Below are 14,881 nucleotides of genomic sequence, written 5' to 3'. Positions count from 1 at the left end.
ATAATACAATGAAGAAAACCACACTATTAAGTCTTATCGGCTTCGCTTTCTTACTATCTGCTTGTTCAACCTCACAAAAAGAACTCTTACCAACAGGTAATGAAACAATGCGGGATATTTGGAATAAAGGAAGTAGCGATGGACAATTGCAGGTCTATCGAGATGGTAATAATCGTCGCATTGATCCAGTGAGCTATGTTTCTGTCAGAGAACAGCAAAGCTATACTCGAACCTCTGAAAATGAAATTAAAAATCTGTTTCCGCAATTGCCTAATCCAGATTTAATTATGTATGTCTATCCGCATTTATCTGCTAGTGGCGAACCGATGCCGATACCCGGTTATTCGACAGTCATCCCATTTTATAGTCGGGTGCAGTATGCCCAGCCGGGTGAGCGGACAAGGGGGTTATAATGGGATTGGTGCAAGATGTATTGTCTTCTTTCTTTCCGGATAAAACAGATAAGTCCGCTAAAAAACCGGAGCAACGTGCAAATATTGAACCGAATACCGATGATGTGATCAGCTATGAGACAGTGAAACGGAGTGGGAAACTCACACAAGTAGCACACCATAAACGGTTATACGGTAAACAGCCCTCTTTTGTCGATCACTTGCCGTGGGGTGAGTATTTAGCACAAGAAGGGGTAATGTTGTTAGATGATGGACGCAGTGTCGGTGTTGTCTTTGATTTAAAACCTATCGGTACCGAAGGGCGTAGTGAAGAATATTTAAGCCGGATTCGAGGGTTAGTTAAGGATGCAATCCAAGACAGTTTTGATGAACTGGATACTTATCCGTATGTAGTGCAATTCTACTGTCAAGATGAAAAAGATTTGCGATCTTATGTCGAGCAATTGAAAGATTATATTGCACCAGAAATTCAAGCAACCGCATTTACGCAAGAATGGCTAAAAAATACGGAAAAGCACCTAAAAGATATCAGTAAACCGGGTGGGTTGTTCGTTGACGATCAAATTACCAATACCATTTGGGCTGGTCGTATTCGTCGGACACGGATGGTGATTTATCGCTATGTGGAGAAAAATGAAGAACACAGTGCGATTGAATCATTAAATAATGCTTGTGAGCGGATTGTTGGGGCATTAACGACCGCTGGTCTTCAGCTCACTCGACAAAATGGTGAGCAGCTTCATCAATGGTTACTACGTTGGTTTAATCCGAATCCGTCTGCTTATTTTAATTTGGAAAATAGTGTTTGCTATGACAAATTGCATCAACCAATTACCGATGGTGAGTTGCCGTTTTTCGGTCATGATTTTAGTGAAAATCTGTTTTATAACGAACCGGAAAGTAAAAATAATTACTGGTATTTTGACGGCTTACCGCACGAAGTGGTTGTGGTCGATAATCTACGTAATAATCCAGCAATCGGGCATTTTACCGGCGAAGTCAAACGGGGGAAAAACATTAATGCTCTGTTTGATTTATTGCCAGAATCCACGATTATGGCAACGACTATCGTTATCTATCCGCAAGATAAACTAGAAAGCCATCTGGAAAAAATCAGTAGTCGAGCGGTCGGTGAAAATTACGAGTCGGTTTATCTCAAACAAGATGTGAAAACCGTAATGTCGTATCTGAAAGATGGGCATAAGCTCTATCAAGGCAGTCTCGCATTCTATATACATGGGAAAGATGAGAAGGAGCTGAAAAAGCGTTCCCGAGAGCTCAGAACGATTTTACTCAGTAATAATTTGGTGCCTGTCAAAGAAAATGCGGAAATTGCTCCGCTTAACAGTTATTTACGTTGGTTGCCAATGAATTTCAATCCTCAACAGGATATGAAAACCCATTATTACACCAAATATTATTTTGTGCAGCATCTGGCCAATATGTTGCCGGTATTTGGTCGGGAAACCGGCACCGGACATCCCGGCATTACGTATTTTAACCGAGGCGGCTCGCCGTTGGATTTTGACCCGCTCAACCCGAAAGACCGGGCTAAAAATGCGCATAAATTGCTATTAGGACCGACAGGTTCGGGGAAGTCAGCCACATTGAATGCACAAATGGCACAGTTGATGGCAATTCATAGACCACGTTTATTTGTTGTTGAAGCGGGTAATTCCTTTGGTTTGTTTGCCGATTATGCTCAGCGGTATGGTTTAACGGTCAATCGCGTGTCATTAGAACCAAGCAGTAATATTGTCTTACCGTTATTTTCAGAAGCTCATAAACTCTTATCAATGGAGGTAGATATTGAAAATGTGATGGATGACGATGAAGAGGAGGAGGTCGAAAATGGCAATGAACAAAGGGATTTGTTAGCTGAGATGGAGTTGACCGCTCGTTTAATGATCACCGGCGGTGAAGCCAAAGAAGATGAGAAAATGAGTCGCGCTGACCGTGCACAGATTCGTCGTGCCATTATGATGGCCGCAGAGAAAACCTATGCAGAAGGGCGGCAGACCTTAACCGGCGATGTAAAAGCTGCACTTGAGGCATTAAGCAAACATCCGGATACCCGGGAAGCACGTCGGGCAAGATTGGCTGAAATGGCTGAGGCGATGGATATGTTCTGCAGCGGGGTAAATGGGCGATTCTTTAACCGGGAAGGAGACATTTGGCCGGAAGCAGATATTACGTTAGTGGATTTAGCGATGTTTGCTCGCGAAGGCTATGAAGCGGAGCTTGCTATTGCCTATATTTCATTAATCAATCACATCAACAGTCTGGGCGAAAAATATCAACATAGTTTCCGTCCTATCGTCAATGTGACGGATGAATCGCACATTATTACAGTTAACCCTTTATTAGCTAAATTCTTGGTTAAGGGCTCTAAAATGTGGCGTAAATTGGGGATTTGGTTATGGTTGGCCACCCAAAATATGGATGACTTCCCGAAAGAGGCCAGTAAGTTACTCAGTATGTTGGAATGGTGGGAGCTGCTCAATTTAACCAATGATGAGATCGAGGAAGTTAACCGTTTCCGTCGGCTGTCTGAAGCTCAGAAATTGATGTTGTTATCCGCGAAGAAAGCGGATAAGAAATATACCGAGGGCGTGGTGTTATCAACTCGAATGGAAGCTTTATTCAGGGTTGTGCCACCGAGTATCTACTTAGCGTTAGGAATGACGGAAAAACACGAAAAAGCACAACGACGAGCAATAATGGCTGAACATCAATGTAGTGAGCTTGATGCAGCGTTGATTATGGCAAAACAAATTGATAAGGCAAGGGGGATTGCAAATGACGAAAGCTATCAACAAGCAGCCTGATATTTGCCCGTTATTTAAGGCTGACCCAATTAGCCAACCGTTTAATCTTGAGGCAGTTTTAACGGATTTGAATCAACTTTGTGAAGAGATTGTGGAACGTGTAGGCACTATTCAACATTATATCCTCTATCCACATCGAGTGTTTAAGCAACGGGCCTGGAACATCAAAATTACCGGTGAGAAAGCGACGACCTATTTATTGCTGAATATCGGCGGTTATTATCAATTTATCAATGATATTAATGCAATTCGGCTTTCAATGAACGTGAAAGATGATGTCGATGCGTTTTGGTTGGCTTATGCGATTGCCGACAAACTCAATATTCAACCAACGATACCCAATGGGATATTCGGGGGTAAAGAATGAGCCGCCCTTCCAAAAAACGCAAAATATTGACCGCACTTTTAGCCGGTGTTTTAGGCTTTTTGGCCCTCTTAGCTTGTAGCGTGGTATTTGTCACCTATTTACCCGGCATTAATTTGAATGATTGGTTTAGGACAACGGCTAATTATTGGTTGTTATTTAGGCTCTTTGTTTATATGGGGGGTGGCATATTACTTTATTTTCTGCAACGTTCAAGCTCACCTTTGCCACGCAAAGCCATCGTTTTAATTGTGTTGGCTTTTGCCCTCAATGAGGGGTTGAATTTGCTCTATCGGTTATAGGGAGGGGAAATGACCTTTAATGTAGATAGTTATCTTGAATATTTTCTGACGTTACTGGGTTGGATTATCAATAATGGGTTATTTGGGCTACTTGTTAGCACCGGGTTATTTATTGCGCCGCTCATTGGAATGCTTATTAAAACCTGGCTCGATGTGAAAAAACAAGGCGCGGATGAAGGCAATAAAGGGGATTTATTGATCGACTGGCTCAGTATTCAATTCTTTCCGGCGATGTTTGTTATTGTGTTGACACTTGCTCCGATGTTGCCGATCTCGCTGAATAATTTAGCCTACCACGTCGATCGTTCGAAACAATGTGGCTACAAAGTGCCACTTGCGCCACAACAAACTGGCTATTCTAATATGGTCAGTGAGTTTGCTGATAAACAGGCGAAAGTGCCGCTACTATGGGGCTTGGTACACGCTATCAATAAAGGTATTTTGCACGGCGCGGTGTCGACGATTCCGTGTAAGCCGGATTTACGCCAAATTCGATTTGAAGTGCAACACGAGAAAATCAATAATCCGGCCTTACTCACGGAGGTGCGGCAATTTGTGCAACAATGCTATTTGCCCTCAAGACGCAAGTTGCAAGAAAGCCAAGTTTCAATGAATACGGCGCAAGCGAGAGAGGTAGAATGGTTGGGCGGAAAAATCCTCATCTCGAACAGCGAGCTTTATCCCCGTTACCGGGCTATGCAGCCAATGAAACGCTGGGAGTATGATAAGAATCGAGATCAGGGTTTACCTAACACAGGGGAGGGCGGATTCCCACGTTGTGATCAATGGTGGTCGGACGCTCAAGTCGGCTTAAAAGATATGCTGTTGTCGGATATGAGGCAGAATTTATCGGCGAAATTGAGCGATATGTTTACTAATGCCAATATTCAAGATGAAGCACTATTACGCACTTTGTTGCGCCCGGAGAATATCAGTATCTCCCGGGGGAAAGTTTATGCCGGATACGGGGGAAGCTTAGATCCTACGTTCCTTAATAACACCACATCCGCTGTATCGAGTATTGGCGTTGCCGCCGGTAGTTTAGTAGCTTATCCGGGATTTGATGCAATGCGAAATTCATTGCCGATGATACAAGCCCTGCTGATTATGGCCGTGATTATTTTAACGCCGGTGGTGACGATTTTCAGCGGTTATTCATTGAAAACGATTGTGACACTGATATTTGTGCAATTTGCATTAGTCACGACATCATTCTGGTGGGAGTTGGCCCGATGGCTGGATTCGTTTTTTATTACTATCTTGTACAATTCACCGGGACACACTACGGAGTCGTTAGTGAACTGGAATTTCCTGCAAAATGACCGGGACGATCTGATTATGAGTTTTGTGTTGGGTATGATGTTCTTGATATTGCCGGGTGTTTGGATTGCGTCAATGTCTTGGGCTGGGTTCAATTTAGGCGGTCTAGCAGATAGCTTTACTAAAGGTTCTAAGCAAGTACAGCAAGCGGGAGAAAAAGCTGGAAATATTGCAACTGACGTTGCTACAAGTTATGGTAAGAGTAAAGTATTAAAATAGAATTTAAAGACCTATTTTTAATGGGATAGAAATAGGTCTTATATTTAATATTTATGTTCGTTATAAACTCCGGAACATATATCTCTTATTACTTTATCCTTGGTTTGTTTTTCTTTTAATTCATTTTTTAAATCACGAACTTCTTTTCTTAAATGTCTGAGGTGATAAGCTTCTGGAGACTCGAAAAATTCTGCAATCTGCTCTCTGAATTTAAATATGATGAAAAGGGCTAATCCCCATATGATATATTGACCTAAACTACTAATATAAATTCCCTGATACATTCCCTCATTACGATAGTCAAAAAAGGTAAAAAATAGTACTGCTAATACAGCAAAAACACTAATAATTTTAACAAGGATAGGAGTTTTCCAATGTTTAAATTTTACAACCGCACTTCCAACTTTATAGCCTATTTTTTCTGAAAAGGTCATTTTAGCCTCCTAGATAAATAATGAATCTTATATATTGTGCTCTTCTCGCCAATTTTGAATAATTAGATCAGGAACCATTTTAAAGGCGTTGTCGCTAGTCACTAACGTGCAATTCTCTGAAACAGCGTGTGCAGCGATCATAAGGTCTAAGGCTCCCATTACAAAACCTTGTTTTTCCATCTTAGCACGCAATTTACCGTAACATTGTGCGACACCATAATGCCAATCATTAATGGTTACGACCTCTAAAAATGGGTACATCACTTGGTTTAATTTGGTACTTTGTCGCTTTTCCAATCCATAAATGATCTCTGCCGCCGTAATTCCCGAAATACAAATACTTTCTGGAGAAAGAGATTTAAGCTGCCTAATAACATTGGGATCTTTGCGGACAATATCACTTACTGTATTGGTATCAAGCATATACATCATAGGTTGATTCCTTCAAAGGGATCTCGAACAGATAGTTCCTGGCGACGTTCTTCAGGTGTTAAAAAATCAACGGTATCAAGGTTATCTAAGGCTGACCACATTTTATCCCAAGAAGATTGTTGTTGTGAGCGCATTGATAAAACAACATCACCATTTGCTTCTTTGCGGATATAAATTTGCTTCGCATTAAACTCAAAATCAACAGGTAATCTGACCGCTTGACTTCGGCCATTTTTGAACAGGCTTGCAACTCGTTCCATTTTTCTGTCTCCACTTGGTTTAAATATAATATGCTTTAGCATAGGCTTTATTTGTTTATAAAGCAAGCAATTTCTTAAATATATTTTGGAGGAGAAAAAGAAAGGATTTAAACAGAAATATATGGTGTTTTGAGTGCGTAATTAGACATTGTGATTATAGGATAATGATCTTCTTTCATTATCAATCATTCGATCTAATTCATCTTGAGATGGAACATCTTTTGTGGGTTTTAGACTTTGAAGGATTTCAATGGCTTTTTGTTTTGCGAGTTGTGCGACATTTTCACCCTGGTTATGTTCTTCCTTATAAACCATAATCTACCTCTGAGATACTTAATTAGATTTTACCAATAAATGATATACCATAAAAAATAGAACATAAAGCTATGGTATGTTCTATTTTTATTATGATATTTACACCGAGTATTTATAAACCTGTCCGGCGAATTTTTGTTGAGTCAACGTTTTGCGTAATCGGTTTGGTTAAGCTGCAACCGACCGAGCTGTGATATTCTTCCCCTTTGTAGATACTGACACCAGGCTCTTCAATCGTTTTACTGCCACGTGCTTGAAGAAAGCCGACTTGGTAGGATTTATCTTGATGTTTGAGTTCCATTGTGTAGGTAACAAAGCCGGAGCCGACCGCAATTTCCGAATTACTGTTGGCCACAACCTGGTTAATTGGGTTTTTAAAGCTAAATTGACCGTGGCGATATTCATAATCATTGCCTACTTTTTTTACCGTTAATGGTTTCCCATCCGTTGCCGTACAGGAAAAAATTACATCTTTTTCATTGGCCGCAAAGGCGTTTGTTGATAAAAGTGCGGTCAAAATTAAGCTTGGAATAACAAGTTTACGCATAAGAACTCCTGTGTTGGGGTGATTTCAATCATAATGTACCAAGATATGGTTAAAAGTGCGATATTTTTTAACCGGTTTTGTTCATAATATAGTCGGCTTCTTGATTCCGGCGTTTGGCGTTTACGCCGTTATTGTGATGTTGTAAACGTCTTACCGCATTAGCAAGTGCGGTCATATCACCAGATTTTGCCGAAGCGTTAGCAGCATCAACTACTGATTTTAAGTTGCCGAGAGAGCCATAGTTATACGCAATGGAGGTCAATGCGGCTTGAGCGTTCGGCGGTAATTTATCCCAGGTTTCAGCCGACACATTTTTTCTGGCCGTGTTGGCAAATTCCCTTGTTCTGCGGGCTAAATCGCGTTCAGCATCTTCGCGGGATACCGTCATTCCCGGTCGAATTTTTACCACGGTGCCGTCTGCTTTGGTAATAGTATCGGAACCGTACCCGGCGCGATGTGCATTGACATCCCAGTAAGTTTTACTGCTGAAGCCTTCGAACTGTTTGAGTAATCCGGAGGCTTGCTCAAGAGATGAGCCATTAATTGGTGCAATCGTGCCATACTTGCCGGCATTGTAATTTCCACCTTGCCCATTACTACCACTGCCATATGTTGGTTTATAGGCTGACACATTATTGACGGTTGGAATATTTAATGTGATATTTCTGCGATTTAATGCAATATCACCGGCTTCCTGATGCTCTTCAGCATTCGGTGTGCCGTAAGCGAGATCATTGACGCGTTTATCTACATTATCGAAAGTGGTACCGTAATGGCCCGTATTCGCTTCGCGGTTGAATTTGTTATTGAAGATCACAGATGCAGTATTGCTGGTAATGGCTTTCTGCATATCCATTTCTAATTTGACTTGGGATATTTCTAGGTCAATTTTATTCAGCACTTTTTCAAGCTCTTCTTGTGCAACTTGGTCAGCGGCTACATAAGGCTCACGCATTCCGGCAAGAATAGCGCGACGAGCCAATAGCATTTTCTCCATCACTTTAGCGGTAGCAATCTCAGCAGAGAGGCGTTGGCTTAACACATCTACATCCGGATCTTCGCGCAACGTCTCAATGAGTCCGCGCGTAACCGGGATGGTATTTGAGCTTAATTCCCCTAAAAGTTGTGGTGTGGGAGTATCCATATTGAGCACTTGTTCGAGTTTTTCGACCGTACGGACATTTTCTTCCTCAATCGCCGGAGCCAGTCCAACACCGGCTTTTGAACTGGTTTTAGGGCCGCAATCTTCCGTACAAGTGGAAATAGATTGTTCTCCAATAATACGCGTTAAGAAGTCAGAGACTTTCTGTGGAGAATCAAACATTTGACAGGTTGCACCATCACAATCTTTGCTAGCAATCGTTTTCTCATCTAATGCATTACGATTATTGAGTAGGTTATAACCGGCTTTGGCTACGTCTTCAATTAGCTTAATAGGATTCTGGTTCTCACCGCCTTTCTTTTGTCCTCCAACCCAATCTTTTCCCTTTTTGCCTTTGTTATCTTCAGCTTTTTTCTGTGCTTTTTGCGCATCCGGCTCAGCGGCGACAATATCCTTATAATTTTCTAAATCGGCTGATTTTGACCAACGGCCATTTAATGTGTAATCGGCAAGTTGTTTTGACATTGCCTCACAACTGGTTTTCAGTCGATTAAAATCAATTCGTCCTTGATACACACCATTTGTTAGTAGATCATAGAGTTGTGGGTTTGCTCGTTGAATAATCATCGCCGGAAGACTGGCGACAGCCCCTTTTGCTGATTCAATGACATTACCCATTAAATCTTTAAAGCCTTCCGTTAGTCCGTTTAATTGGTTTTTTACGGTGGTTTTAATATCAAAATTCCCACACGTCAGATTCGCTTTCCAGCCAATACCAAACTCAACGGCTTTTAGTGATTTAGCCCGGGTTGGAGGCGTCATATAACCTACGCCGCCGCCGATCTGATAAAAAATCTGGTCGGATAATACCGAATCCGATTTATTAAATTGGATTTTGTCTAAAATAGAATCTGCCGAGTACGCCGTTGATGTGTAAAGTGCAAGCAGTACGGCAAAACTGATTTTCTTAAGCGGTTTCATTGTTTATCCTTTATTCGTTATACCAATCAATACTGTATAAAAAAGTTTGGCCGCGACGTTTACAACATTTGTAAGGACGCCATAATGCCCAGGCATAATTGCCTTTTTCCGATAACATTGCAGGCGGCGCATCCGGGAAGGCACTACAAGATTGTTTCATTTCAGGGAATAATTGTTGCCATTTATGATTTTTTGCATTACCTTCTTTTACCGGGGCCGGATACCAAGTGCCGGCACCGCCCGTTCTCGCCGCCGGTTGATAGATATGTAATTGCCCGTTACGGCTGACGATATCGGCAACCCGTTGTGCAATCACCGCTGACGCCTTGTAATCGTGTACTTGGGTTACGGCACCGCCGCGAGGGAAAATATTGCCCCAAGTATCAGCTCCGGAGCGAACTTCCCTCATTCCCGGTGTCAGGGCTTCCGGATAAAACATTTCCGGCAAGTTTTGTCGCCAAGCAAAATAATCAAGACTGCTTAAGAAATAAGGTACAAAAGGCGTAGTTTGACTTTGGCAATAGTAGCCGGTGCTCTTCAGTAAGCCGGATATAGCACCTTGCGGGTGACCGAGTGCAGTGGCATTTTTGAAGGTAAGTTGGCTGTAATTTTTTTGCGGTGAACGATACTCGCCACCTTTTACACCTTGAGATACTATATTCATTTCTGACCACGGATTTTGCCCGTCGTGGTTATAAGCAGACACGACCATTTCCGGTAAAAAGTGCCGCACTTTGATTGAGGTTCTCACTTTGCAACCGAAATAAGTGCAAAATAACCAAAAACAGGTACCGACAACTTTATATTCCAAGCAACTTGGCGAGGCGCTTGATGTCATAATTGTGGCAGTATTAATATTGCCTTGTGCGGTTGTGCCAAAGGTTAGCGCAGCACAAAGTGCGGTCAATTTCCGAGGTATTTTAAATGTCATGTTATTCCTCTCTTTTTTGTTGATTTAGCCAGTTTTCCCAGTATGAAATTGCTTTTTGTACGTCGTTTTCACCATATACCACGCCTTTTCCGAGTGTCGGGTGTTCAAACAATACGGCGGGCACTTTACGGATACCGTTTTGCCAACCGACAATGACATTCTGGTAGGTTTGGTGCAATTCTCTAAGCCGATTCTGTGTTTCCGGTGCCTCAAATAGGGCTTTAGCTTGGTGTTCGGCTTGTGCGGGATTAGAGGGCAATGTTCGGCTAAAGCGGGCTTCCCATTGCTCGACACCGTCTAGGTAGTGTATGGCATGAGCCAGTTGGGCGTTTTGAATGGGATACGCCGTCGTGCTAAATACGGAAATTTGTACCTCTGATGGTATTTGTTCCGCAAAAATAGGTGGGCTAACTAAGAGGGATAAGGTCGCTATTCGCTTGAACATTTCATTTTTCCAAAATAAAGATAAATATCCCCACATTAACGAACTTCTATACTGAACTAAATGCTTAATTCTCTTTAAGATAGAAACAATTATTGTGCAAATAAACAGCAAGAAATGAGGTATGATAGGGCTATTAAGTCGCTACTTTGTAGCCCTTATAAGTTGTAGAACACTTGAGAAGCAACGGACTAGCCCGACGTGGTAGTTGTGTTCGAATTAGCCGAAATATCCTCAGCATTCTGAAAGAGGGTTCAGTCGTTAGACTGGGAATGTATCTTAATCCTAACCTGTTCAGGGAAAAATTGTCCCTGCGGGGCATTTCTCCTCGAACGTCTTTTTAACTTCAATGGAGAACTCAATTATGAGCAATTCACTTCCTTTTGATCCTTTTACATCTGAAAAACCGCAACAAACTGAGAAGCCTAAAAAATCCCTTTCCTATTTTCTTGGACTAGGGTTGGGTAAAGCCGTCGTTGCGACGCGACATAAATTGTCGGGGCTTAGCCAAGCTATCCATCACAGCATCGAAAACGATGTTGAGCAACGTTTAGCTGAGCATTTAGCTGAGCAAGCCGAATTCCATGATATGTTGCATCAACAACAAGAACTCTCTCATTGTGAAGAGGTTGCGCGGCTTAAACGCCGTCACTTAAAAGTCACTATTTCAATGACCTTAATCGGGTTATTGATGGGGGCAATCTCTATTGCGATATTGTTTTGGTATTACTAAAGATTAACCTTTGAGTTAGGTTGCTATTTCCTTTGGGGAAACACATTTCCCCGGAAAGGAAGATTGTGTTTCCCCGATAAGTGAGAGGAGAAACACAATGAGGGTACAGATTTTACTCTCGGCAATCGGAGATTATATGCCGAAATATCAACAACCCGGGATTAAGCCACACCAAGCCTTAGCTGATGAAATTACGCAGAAAGCAAAGGAAGTGTGGAATGCCCGTCAACCAGGTGAAAGTGCGGTCAGATTTTTGCAAAAAATGCCGGCAAAACATGGTTCACATTTTCGTTTTTTAGAGGTGACTCAGAAAGATGAAAATACCTTGTTAGTTTCCGGAGGAAGAAGGCAATGAGAGATAAGCTGAAATCAACATTGCATCAGTTGCAGCCAGTAACACTTCTTCGTTTGAGCGATGATTTACCCAAGGTCGCTTACTTGATGGGAATTGGCATTGTCGGGGTTATTTTACCCTCGGATAATATCTCTTTCCTTGAAGGCATTCTTCTCTTTCTTTTCGGTTTGGTTATGTGGATAATAGGACATCTATGTGCTTATTCTGCTGATATCAAATCGAAAAATGATCAAGGAGATGCGAAATGAACTGGCCACTTTTCTTTATGTTAGGTTCGCTTACGCTCATATCCGGTATTTTTGTTGGTCTGGTATATTGGGCAAATTGGGATGAAATTACGGGTAAAAAACCGCAATCAAACATCCCGAAGAAGCTCGGATCTAAATGATTTCACCTTAAAACCTTAATAGTTATGCTATTAAGGTTTTTATTTACCCGATTGGGAATATGTTCCCAAAAGGGCGTGTTCCCTCTCATTAGGAGCACGTTATGCAAACAGTTAAAATTACCTTTGAGAGTGGTGATCACGTCATCACTCGAATTAAAGGCACTGAAAATGATATCCGCGCCTATTATGCGATAGGCTCAATAATCGGGTTCGACAACCGAGACAAAATAGTACGGGTTGAATTTATTTCATAGCCTTTATCATCAAAACCTTTACCCACCAAGGGAAACGCTTTTCCCTTGGGATGCGTTTCCCTTTATTATGGAGAAACGCATTATGGATCTTTTACGCGCTTATTTTTCGTCACAATTAGTCACTGCCGGATTTCCGGATGACTTGGAAATCCGCTGGTCTTTAAGCCATTGTCAAGGTGACGGTATGGCATTTTACGGGAAATTATATCCGGATGATTTATGCCATTTATTTAACAACATTTATCCTAATACCAAACGTAAGCAGAAAATGTTTTCGTTATTGGTTAAGAGGATAATGGAATGGGAAGATATGAGCTATTTTACGATTTATCGTAATAGCTTTGGTTATCACTATTCCCATTTTAATACAATGGAAATTGACCTGCCAAAGTCCGATGGATTGTATTTCTTTACCGAACCGGAAGCTCGACAAGACTGGTATTTCCCCCGAACGAAAGTCAGTACATATCAAGTCCTTTGGGATGAATTTGTGACCGATCTTGAGCGGTATATTCGAGATACATCTCGACAATTGGAAAGTGCCGGTTACAGTATTTTGGAATCGACACCGTACGAGAAGCAAACAGTCTATCAATTTAATACCGCCCAATTTAGCGTGGAATTGATAACTGCTCCGGTGGATTTTTCTTATTTCTTCAACTATGAAGATGACGAAGATATTCAACAGCTTTGTCAATCATTGATTGATAAACGTTCGCAATGTGCGGAAGTTTACGCTGTTGTGCGTGATCGTTGCACGAATATAGCCCTTGGTGAGAGTGATTGGATCAACCTAGTTTTTGATACTGACGACAATCATTATTCCGGCTATAAAAGTGAATTAATTAGTGAGGCGATTCAACATGCTAAGCAAAATATTCACTGGTATTCACAAACGTTTAGTCGAATTCGACCATTGACGCTTGTGGCTTAATTTTACCTTTTCCTCACCTTGTGTGAGCCTACCCATAGGGGAATCAGTTCCTCTGTGGGGGCTGTTCCCTTTTTAACTTTGGAGAACAGCCATGAAAAAACAAACTCAACCTAAAGATTTATACCAACAAATTACTAATCAAATTGTGGAAGCCCTAGAACAAGGAACAATGCCTTGGCAAAGACCTTGGGATAATGGTTGGCCACAAATGTCGATTCCGTGTAACGGCGAAAGTGGGCGTCAATATTCCGGTATCAACGTGCTTTTACTTTGGATGAGCTCCCTTCAAAAAGGGTTCAAACAACGTAAATGGGTCACATTTCAAGGCGCTAATCACTTAGGTGGACAAGTTCGCGCAGGTGAGAAAAGTACAGTCATTATCTTTTACAAACAAAATCAGTTTGAAGAAAAAGATGATGACGGCAATGTGATTTTTGATGAAAACGGTGAACCGAAAATGAAATCATCGGTATTTATTCGTGGCCATCATGTGTTCAACATTGAACAATGTGATGGGCTAGAAGAATACTATGAAGATTTTCCGGCACCGGAAACTTCATCAGAGATGAGTCCTCGCCCAGATTTAGACGTGTTACCCGCTAAGATGGGGATGCAGTTATATAACAAAGCGCAAGATCGTGCCTGTTATATTCCTAAGCGTGATTGTATCGTGATGCCGGATTTTGAAAAATTCAATACGGCTGACGACTACTACGCCACACTTTTACACGAATGTGGCCACGCAACCGGGCATAAAGATCGGTTAGATCGTGATGGTGTCGCCAGATTTGATAAATTTGGTTCTGAACGTTATGCCTTTGAGGAATTGATTGCCGAACTGACTAGTGCATTTACCTGTGCACATATGAATGTTTGCAACAATATTTCGCAAAATGTGGCGTATATCGATCATTGGGTTCAAGCATTGAAATCCGATAAGAAAGCGATTTTTCGTGCCTCTTCGCAGGCACGGGAAGCAACGCAATATCTGATTGATAAATTCAATCAAGAAGAGAGCCTTGCCGCTTAAGGTTTTATTTACCCTAACAGGGATACATTATCCCTGTGGGCATAGTGTATCCCTTCTATTTTAAACTTAATAGGAGATTACACTATGCCAAATTGGTGTCAAAATGTACTGATTATTGAATGTTTTGATGAGCAACGGGCGCTATTTTGTAAAAAGCTCTTTTCACTTGATGAAAGAGGTCAATATTATCTTGACTTTGGTCAATTAGTGCCGATGCCCGAAGCATTATTAAAGACAACGTCGACTTTTAATGAGCACTACAAATTGCTCCAAATGAATGTTCACAAGCGATTTTCA

At 41.6% G+C, this 14,881-nt stretch carries 21 protein-coding genes; 13 read left to right on the top strand and 8 right to left on the bottom strand.

Going from position 1 to position 14,881, the window contains the following annotated elements; translation table 11 throughout:
* Positions 1-8 precede the first annotated feature (8 nt).
* The 5 genes from BKK47_RS09845 to BKK47_RS09825 are packed head-to-tail and all read left to right on the top strand — an operon-like array spanning position 9 to position 5,446.
* Positions 9-413 (top strand): TIGR03751 family conjugal transfer lipoprotein, encoded by a 405-nt coding sequence (locus tag BKK47_RS09845; RefSeq protein WP_077494673.1) that lies wholly within the window; start codon positions 9-11, stop codon positions 411-413.
* Positions 413-3,241: a conjugative transfer ATPase gene (locus tag BKK47_RS09840; RefSeq protein ID WP_077494672.1), complete on the top strand. Its 2,829-nt coding sequence runs from the start codon at positions 413-415 to the stop codon at positions 3,239-3,241. The genes BKK47_RS09845 and BKK47_RS09840 overlap by 1 nt, the downstream gene beginning before the upstream one ends.
* Positions 3,213-3,608, top strand: coding sequence for a hypothetical protein (locus BKK47_RS09835; RefSeq protein WP_077494671.1), 396 nt, complete (start codon positions 3,213-3,215; stop codon positions 3,606-3,608). Before BKK47_RS09840 ends, BKK47_RS09835 begins: the two co-directional genes overlap by 29 nt.
* Positions 3,605-3,907: a hypothetical protein gene (locus BKK47_RS09830; protein ID WP_077494670.1), complete on the top strand. Its 303-nt coding sequence runs from the start codon at positions 3,605-3,607 to the stop codon at positions 3,905-3,907. Before BKK47_RS09835 ends, BKK47_RS09830 begins: the two co-directional genes overlap by 4 nt.
* Positions 3,908-3,916: 9 nt before the next feature.
* On the top strand, positions 3,917-5,446 hold the full coding sequence (locus BKK47_RS09825; RefSeq protein WP_077494669.1) for a conjugal transfer protein TraG N-terminal domain-containing protein: 1,530 nt from the start codon (positions 3,917-3,919) through the stop codon (positions 5,444-5,446).
* A gap of 44 nt (positions 5,447-5,490) precedes the next feature.
* Here the strand turns inward: BKK47_RS09825 and BKK47_RS09820 are convergent, their stop codons facing one another.
* The 8 genes from BKK47_RS09820 to BKK47_RS09790 form a co-directional block, all read right to left on the bottom strand.
* Positions 5,491-5,880 carry an MreC domain-containing protein gene (locus BKK47_RS09820; protein WP_077494668.1) on the bottom strand — a complete coding sequence of 130 codons (390 nt, stop codon included), beginning with the start codon at positions 5,878-5,880 and terminating at the stop codon, positions 5,491-5,493.
* Positions 5,881-5,907: 27 nt separating this feature from the next.
* A complete protein-coding gene (locus BKK47_RS09815) occupies positions 5,908-6,309 on the bottom strand; it encodes a type II toxin-antitoxin system VapC family toxin (RefSeq protein ID WP_077494693.1) in 402 nt (133 codons plus the stop codon).
* Positions 6,309-6,572 (bottom strand): antitoxin, encoded by a 264-nt coding sequence (locus BKK47_RS09810; protein ID WP_077494667.1) that lies wholly within the window; start codon positions 6,570-6,572, stop codon positions 6,309-6,311. Before BKK47_RS09810 ends, BKK47_RS09815 begins: the two co-directional genes overlap by 1 nt.
* A gap of 141 nt (positions 6,573-6,713) precedes the next feature.
* Positions 6,714-6,887: a hypothetical protein gene (locus BKK47_RS12480; protein ID WP_158074765.1), complete on the bottom strand. Its 174-nt coding sequence runs from the start codon at positions 6,885-6,887 to the stop codon at positions 6,714-6,716.
* A gap of 112 nt (positions 6,888-6,999) precedes the next feature.
* Positions 7,000-7,434 (bottom strand): hypothetical protein, encoded by a 435-nt coding sequence (locus BKK47_RS09805; RefSeq protein ID WP_143529617.1) that lies wholly within the window; start codon positions 7,432-7,434, stop codon positions 7,000-7,002.
* A gap of 67 nt (positions 7,435-7,501) precedes the next feature.
* Entirely contained in the window at positions 7,502-9,517 is a 2,016-nt protein-coding gene (locus BKK47_RS09800) for an integrating conjugative element protein (protein ID WP_077494666.1), read from the bottom strand.
* Between the two features lie 10 nt (positions 9,518-9,527).
* Positions 9,528-10,448, bottom strand: a complete 921-nt coding sequence (locus BKK47_RS09795; protein WP_077494665.1) for a TIGR03756 family integrating conjugative element protein — start codon at positions 10,446-10,448, stop codon at positions 9,528-9,530.
* A 1-nt stretch (position 10,449) separates the two neighbouring features.
* Positions 10,450-10,893, bottom strand: a complete 444-nt coding sequence (locus tag BKK47_RS09790; RefSeq protein ID WP_077494692.1) for a TIGR03757 family integrating conjugative element protein — start codon at positions 10,891-10,893, stop codon at positions 10,450-10,452.
* A 361-nt stretch (positions 10,894-11,254) separates the two neighbouring features.
* On the opposite strand from BKK47_RS09790, the gene BKK47_RS09785 reads away from it, so the two are divergent.
* The 8 genes from BKK47_RS09785 to BKK47_RS09760 form a co-directional block, all read left to right on the top strand.
* Positions 11,255-11,623 (top strand): hypothetical protein, encoded by a 369-nt coding sequence (locus BKK47_RS09785; protein ID WP_077494664.1) that lies wholly within the window; start codon positions 11,255-11,257, stop codon positions 11,621-11,623.
* 97 nt (positions 11,624-11,720) lie between these two features.
* Positions 11,721-11,978 (top strand): hypothetical protein, encoded by a 258-nt coding sequence (locus BKK47_RS09780; RefSeq protein WP_244149132.1) that lies wholly within the window; start codon positions 11,721-11,723, stop codon positions 11,976-11,978.
* Complete coding sequence (locus BKK47_RS09775) at positions 11,975-12,226, top strand: hypothetical protein (protein ID WP_077494663.1); 252 nt, start codon at positions 11,975-11,977, stop codon at positions 12,224-12,226. The genes BKK47_RS09780 and BKK47_RS09775 overlap by 4 nt, the downstream gene beginning before the upstream one ends.
* Entirely contained in the window at positions 12,223-12,366 is a 144-nt protein-coding gene (locus BKK47_RS12475; RefSeq protein ID WP_158074764.1) for a hypothetical protein, read from the top strand. Before BKK47_RS09775 ends, BKK47_RS12475 begins: the two co-directional genes overlap by 4 nt.
* 101 nt (positions 12,367-12,467) lie before the next feature.
* Positions 12,468-12,620 (top strand): hypothetical protein, encoded by a 153-nt coding sequence (locus BKK47_RS12590; RefSeq protein ID WP_167366178.1) that lies wholly within the window; start codon positions 12,468-12,470, stop codon positions 12,618-12,620.
* A gap of 82 nt (positions 12,621-12,702) precedes the next feature.
* Positions 12,703-13,554 carry a hypothetical protein gene (locus BKK47_RS09770; RefSeq protein ID WP_143529616.1) on the top strand — a complete coding sequence of 284 codons (852 nt, stop codon included), beginning with the start codon at positions 12,703-12,705 and terminating at the stop codon, positions 13,552-13,554.
* A 91-nt stretch (positions 13,555-13,645) separates the two neighbouring features.
* Positions 13,646-14,584: an ArdC family protein gene (locus tag BKK47_RS09765; RefSeq protein WP_077494661.1), complete on the top strand. Its 939-nt coding sequence runs from the start codon at positions 13,646-13,648 to the stop codon at positions 14,582-14,584.
* Between the two features lie 84 nt (positions 14,585-14,668).
* Positions 14,669-14,881: hypothetical protein (locus BKK47_RS09760; protein ID WP_425271850.1), on the top strand; the 213-nt coding region annotated here is incomplete at its 3' end.

Origin of the sequence: Rodentibacter mrazii (genome assembly GCF_001998825.1) — a bacterium.
Taxonomy (GTDB): domain Bacteria; phylum Pseudomonadota; class Gammaproteobacteria; order Enterobacterales; family Pasteurellaceae; genus Rodentibacter; species Rodentibacter mrazii.
This window is presented reverse-complemented; position numbering and strand designations above follow the sequence as displayed.

What these genes read in the sequence shown, in the direction of transcription:
- BKK47_RS09845 (WP_077494673.1), top strand. Translation starts at nt 9, where the DNA reads ATGAAGAAAACCACACTATTAAGTCTTATCGGCTTCGCTTTCTTACTA.
- BKK47_RS09840 (WP_077494672.1), top strand. Translation starts at nt 413, where the DNA reads ATGGGATTGGTGCAAGATGTATTGTCTTCTTTCTTTCCGGATAAAACA.
- BKK47_RS09835 (WP_077494671.1), top strand. Translation starts at nt 3,213, where the DNA reads ATGACGAAAGCTATCAACAAGCAGCCTGATATTTGCCCGTTATTTAAG.
- BKK47_RS09830 (WP_077494670.1), top strand. Translation starts at nt 3,605, where the DNA reads ATGAGCCGCCCTTCCAAAAAACGCAAAATATTGACCGCACTTTTAGCC.
- BKK47_RS09825 (WP_077494669.1), top strand. Translation starts at nt 3,917, where the DNA reads ATGACCTTTAATGTAGATAGTTATCTTGAATATTTTCTGACGTTACTG.
- BKK47_RS09820 (WP_077494668.1), bottom strand. Translation starts at nt 5,880, where the DNA reads ATGACCTTTTCAGAAAAAATAGGCTATAAAGTTGGAAGTGCGGTTGTA.
- BKK47_RS09815 (WP_077494693.1), bottom strand. Translation starts at nt 6,309, where the DNA reads ATGTATATGCTTGATACCAATACAGTAAGTGATATTGTCCGCAAAGAT.
- BKK47_RS09810 (WP_077494667.1), bottom strand. Translation starts at nt 6,572, where the DNA reads ATGGAACGAGTTGCAAGCCTGTTCAAAAATGGCCGAAGTCAAGCGGTC.
- BKK47_RS12480 (WP_158074765.1), bottom strand. Translation starts at nt 6,887, where the DNA reads ATGGTTTATAAGGAAGAACATAACCAGGGTGAAAATGTCGCACAACTC.
- BKK47_RS09805 (WP_143529617.1), bottom strand. Translation starts at nt 7,434, where the DNA reads ATGCGTAAACTTGTTATTCCAAGCTTAATTTTGACCGCACTTTTATCA.
- BKK47_RS09800 (WP_077494666.1), bottom strand. Translation starts at nt 9,517, where the DNA reads ATGAAACCGCTTAAGAAAATCAGTTTTGCCGTACTGCTTGCACTTTAC.
- BKK47_RS09795 (WP_077494665.1), bottom strand. Translation starts at nt 10,448, where the DNA reads ATGACATTTAAAATACCTCGGAAATTGACCGCACTTTGTGCTGCGCTA.
- BKK47_RS09790 (WP_077494692.1), bottom strand. Translation starts at nt 10,893, where the DNA reads ATGTTCAAGCGAATAGCGACCTTATCCCTCTTAGTTAGCCCACCTATT.
- BKK47_RS09785 (WP_077494664.1), top strand. Translation starts at nt 11,255, where the DNA reads ATGAGCAATTCACTTCCTTTTGATCCTTTTACATCTGAAAAACCGCAA.
- BKK47_RS09780 (WP_244149132.1), top strand. Translation starts at nt 11,721, where the DNA reads ATGAGGGTACAGATTTTACTCTCGGCAATCGGAGATTATATGCCGAAA.
- BKK47_RS09775 (WP_077494663.1), top strand. Translation starts at nt 11,975, where the DNA reads ATGAGAGATAAGCTGAAATCAACATTGCATCAGTTGCAGCCAGTAACA.
- BKK47_RS12475 (WP_158074764.1), top strand. Translation starts at nt 12,223, where the DNA reads ATGAACTGGCCACTTTTCTTTATGTTAGGTTCGCTTACGCTCATATCC.
- BKK47_RS12590 (WP_167366178.1), top strand. Translation starts at nt 12,468, where the DNA reads ATGCAAACAGTTAAAATTACCTTTGAGAGTGGTGATCACGTCATCACT.
- BKK47_RS09770 (WP_143529616.1), top strand. Translation starts at nt 12,703, where the DNA reads ATGGATCTTTTACGCGCTTATTTTTCGTCACAATTAGTCACTGCCGGA.
- BKK47_RS09765 (WP_077494661.1), top strand. Translation starts at nt 13,646, where the DNA reads ATGAAAAAACAAACTCAACCTAAAGATTTATACCAACAAATTACTAAT.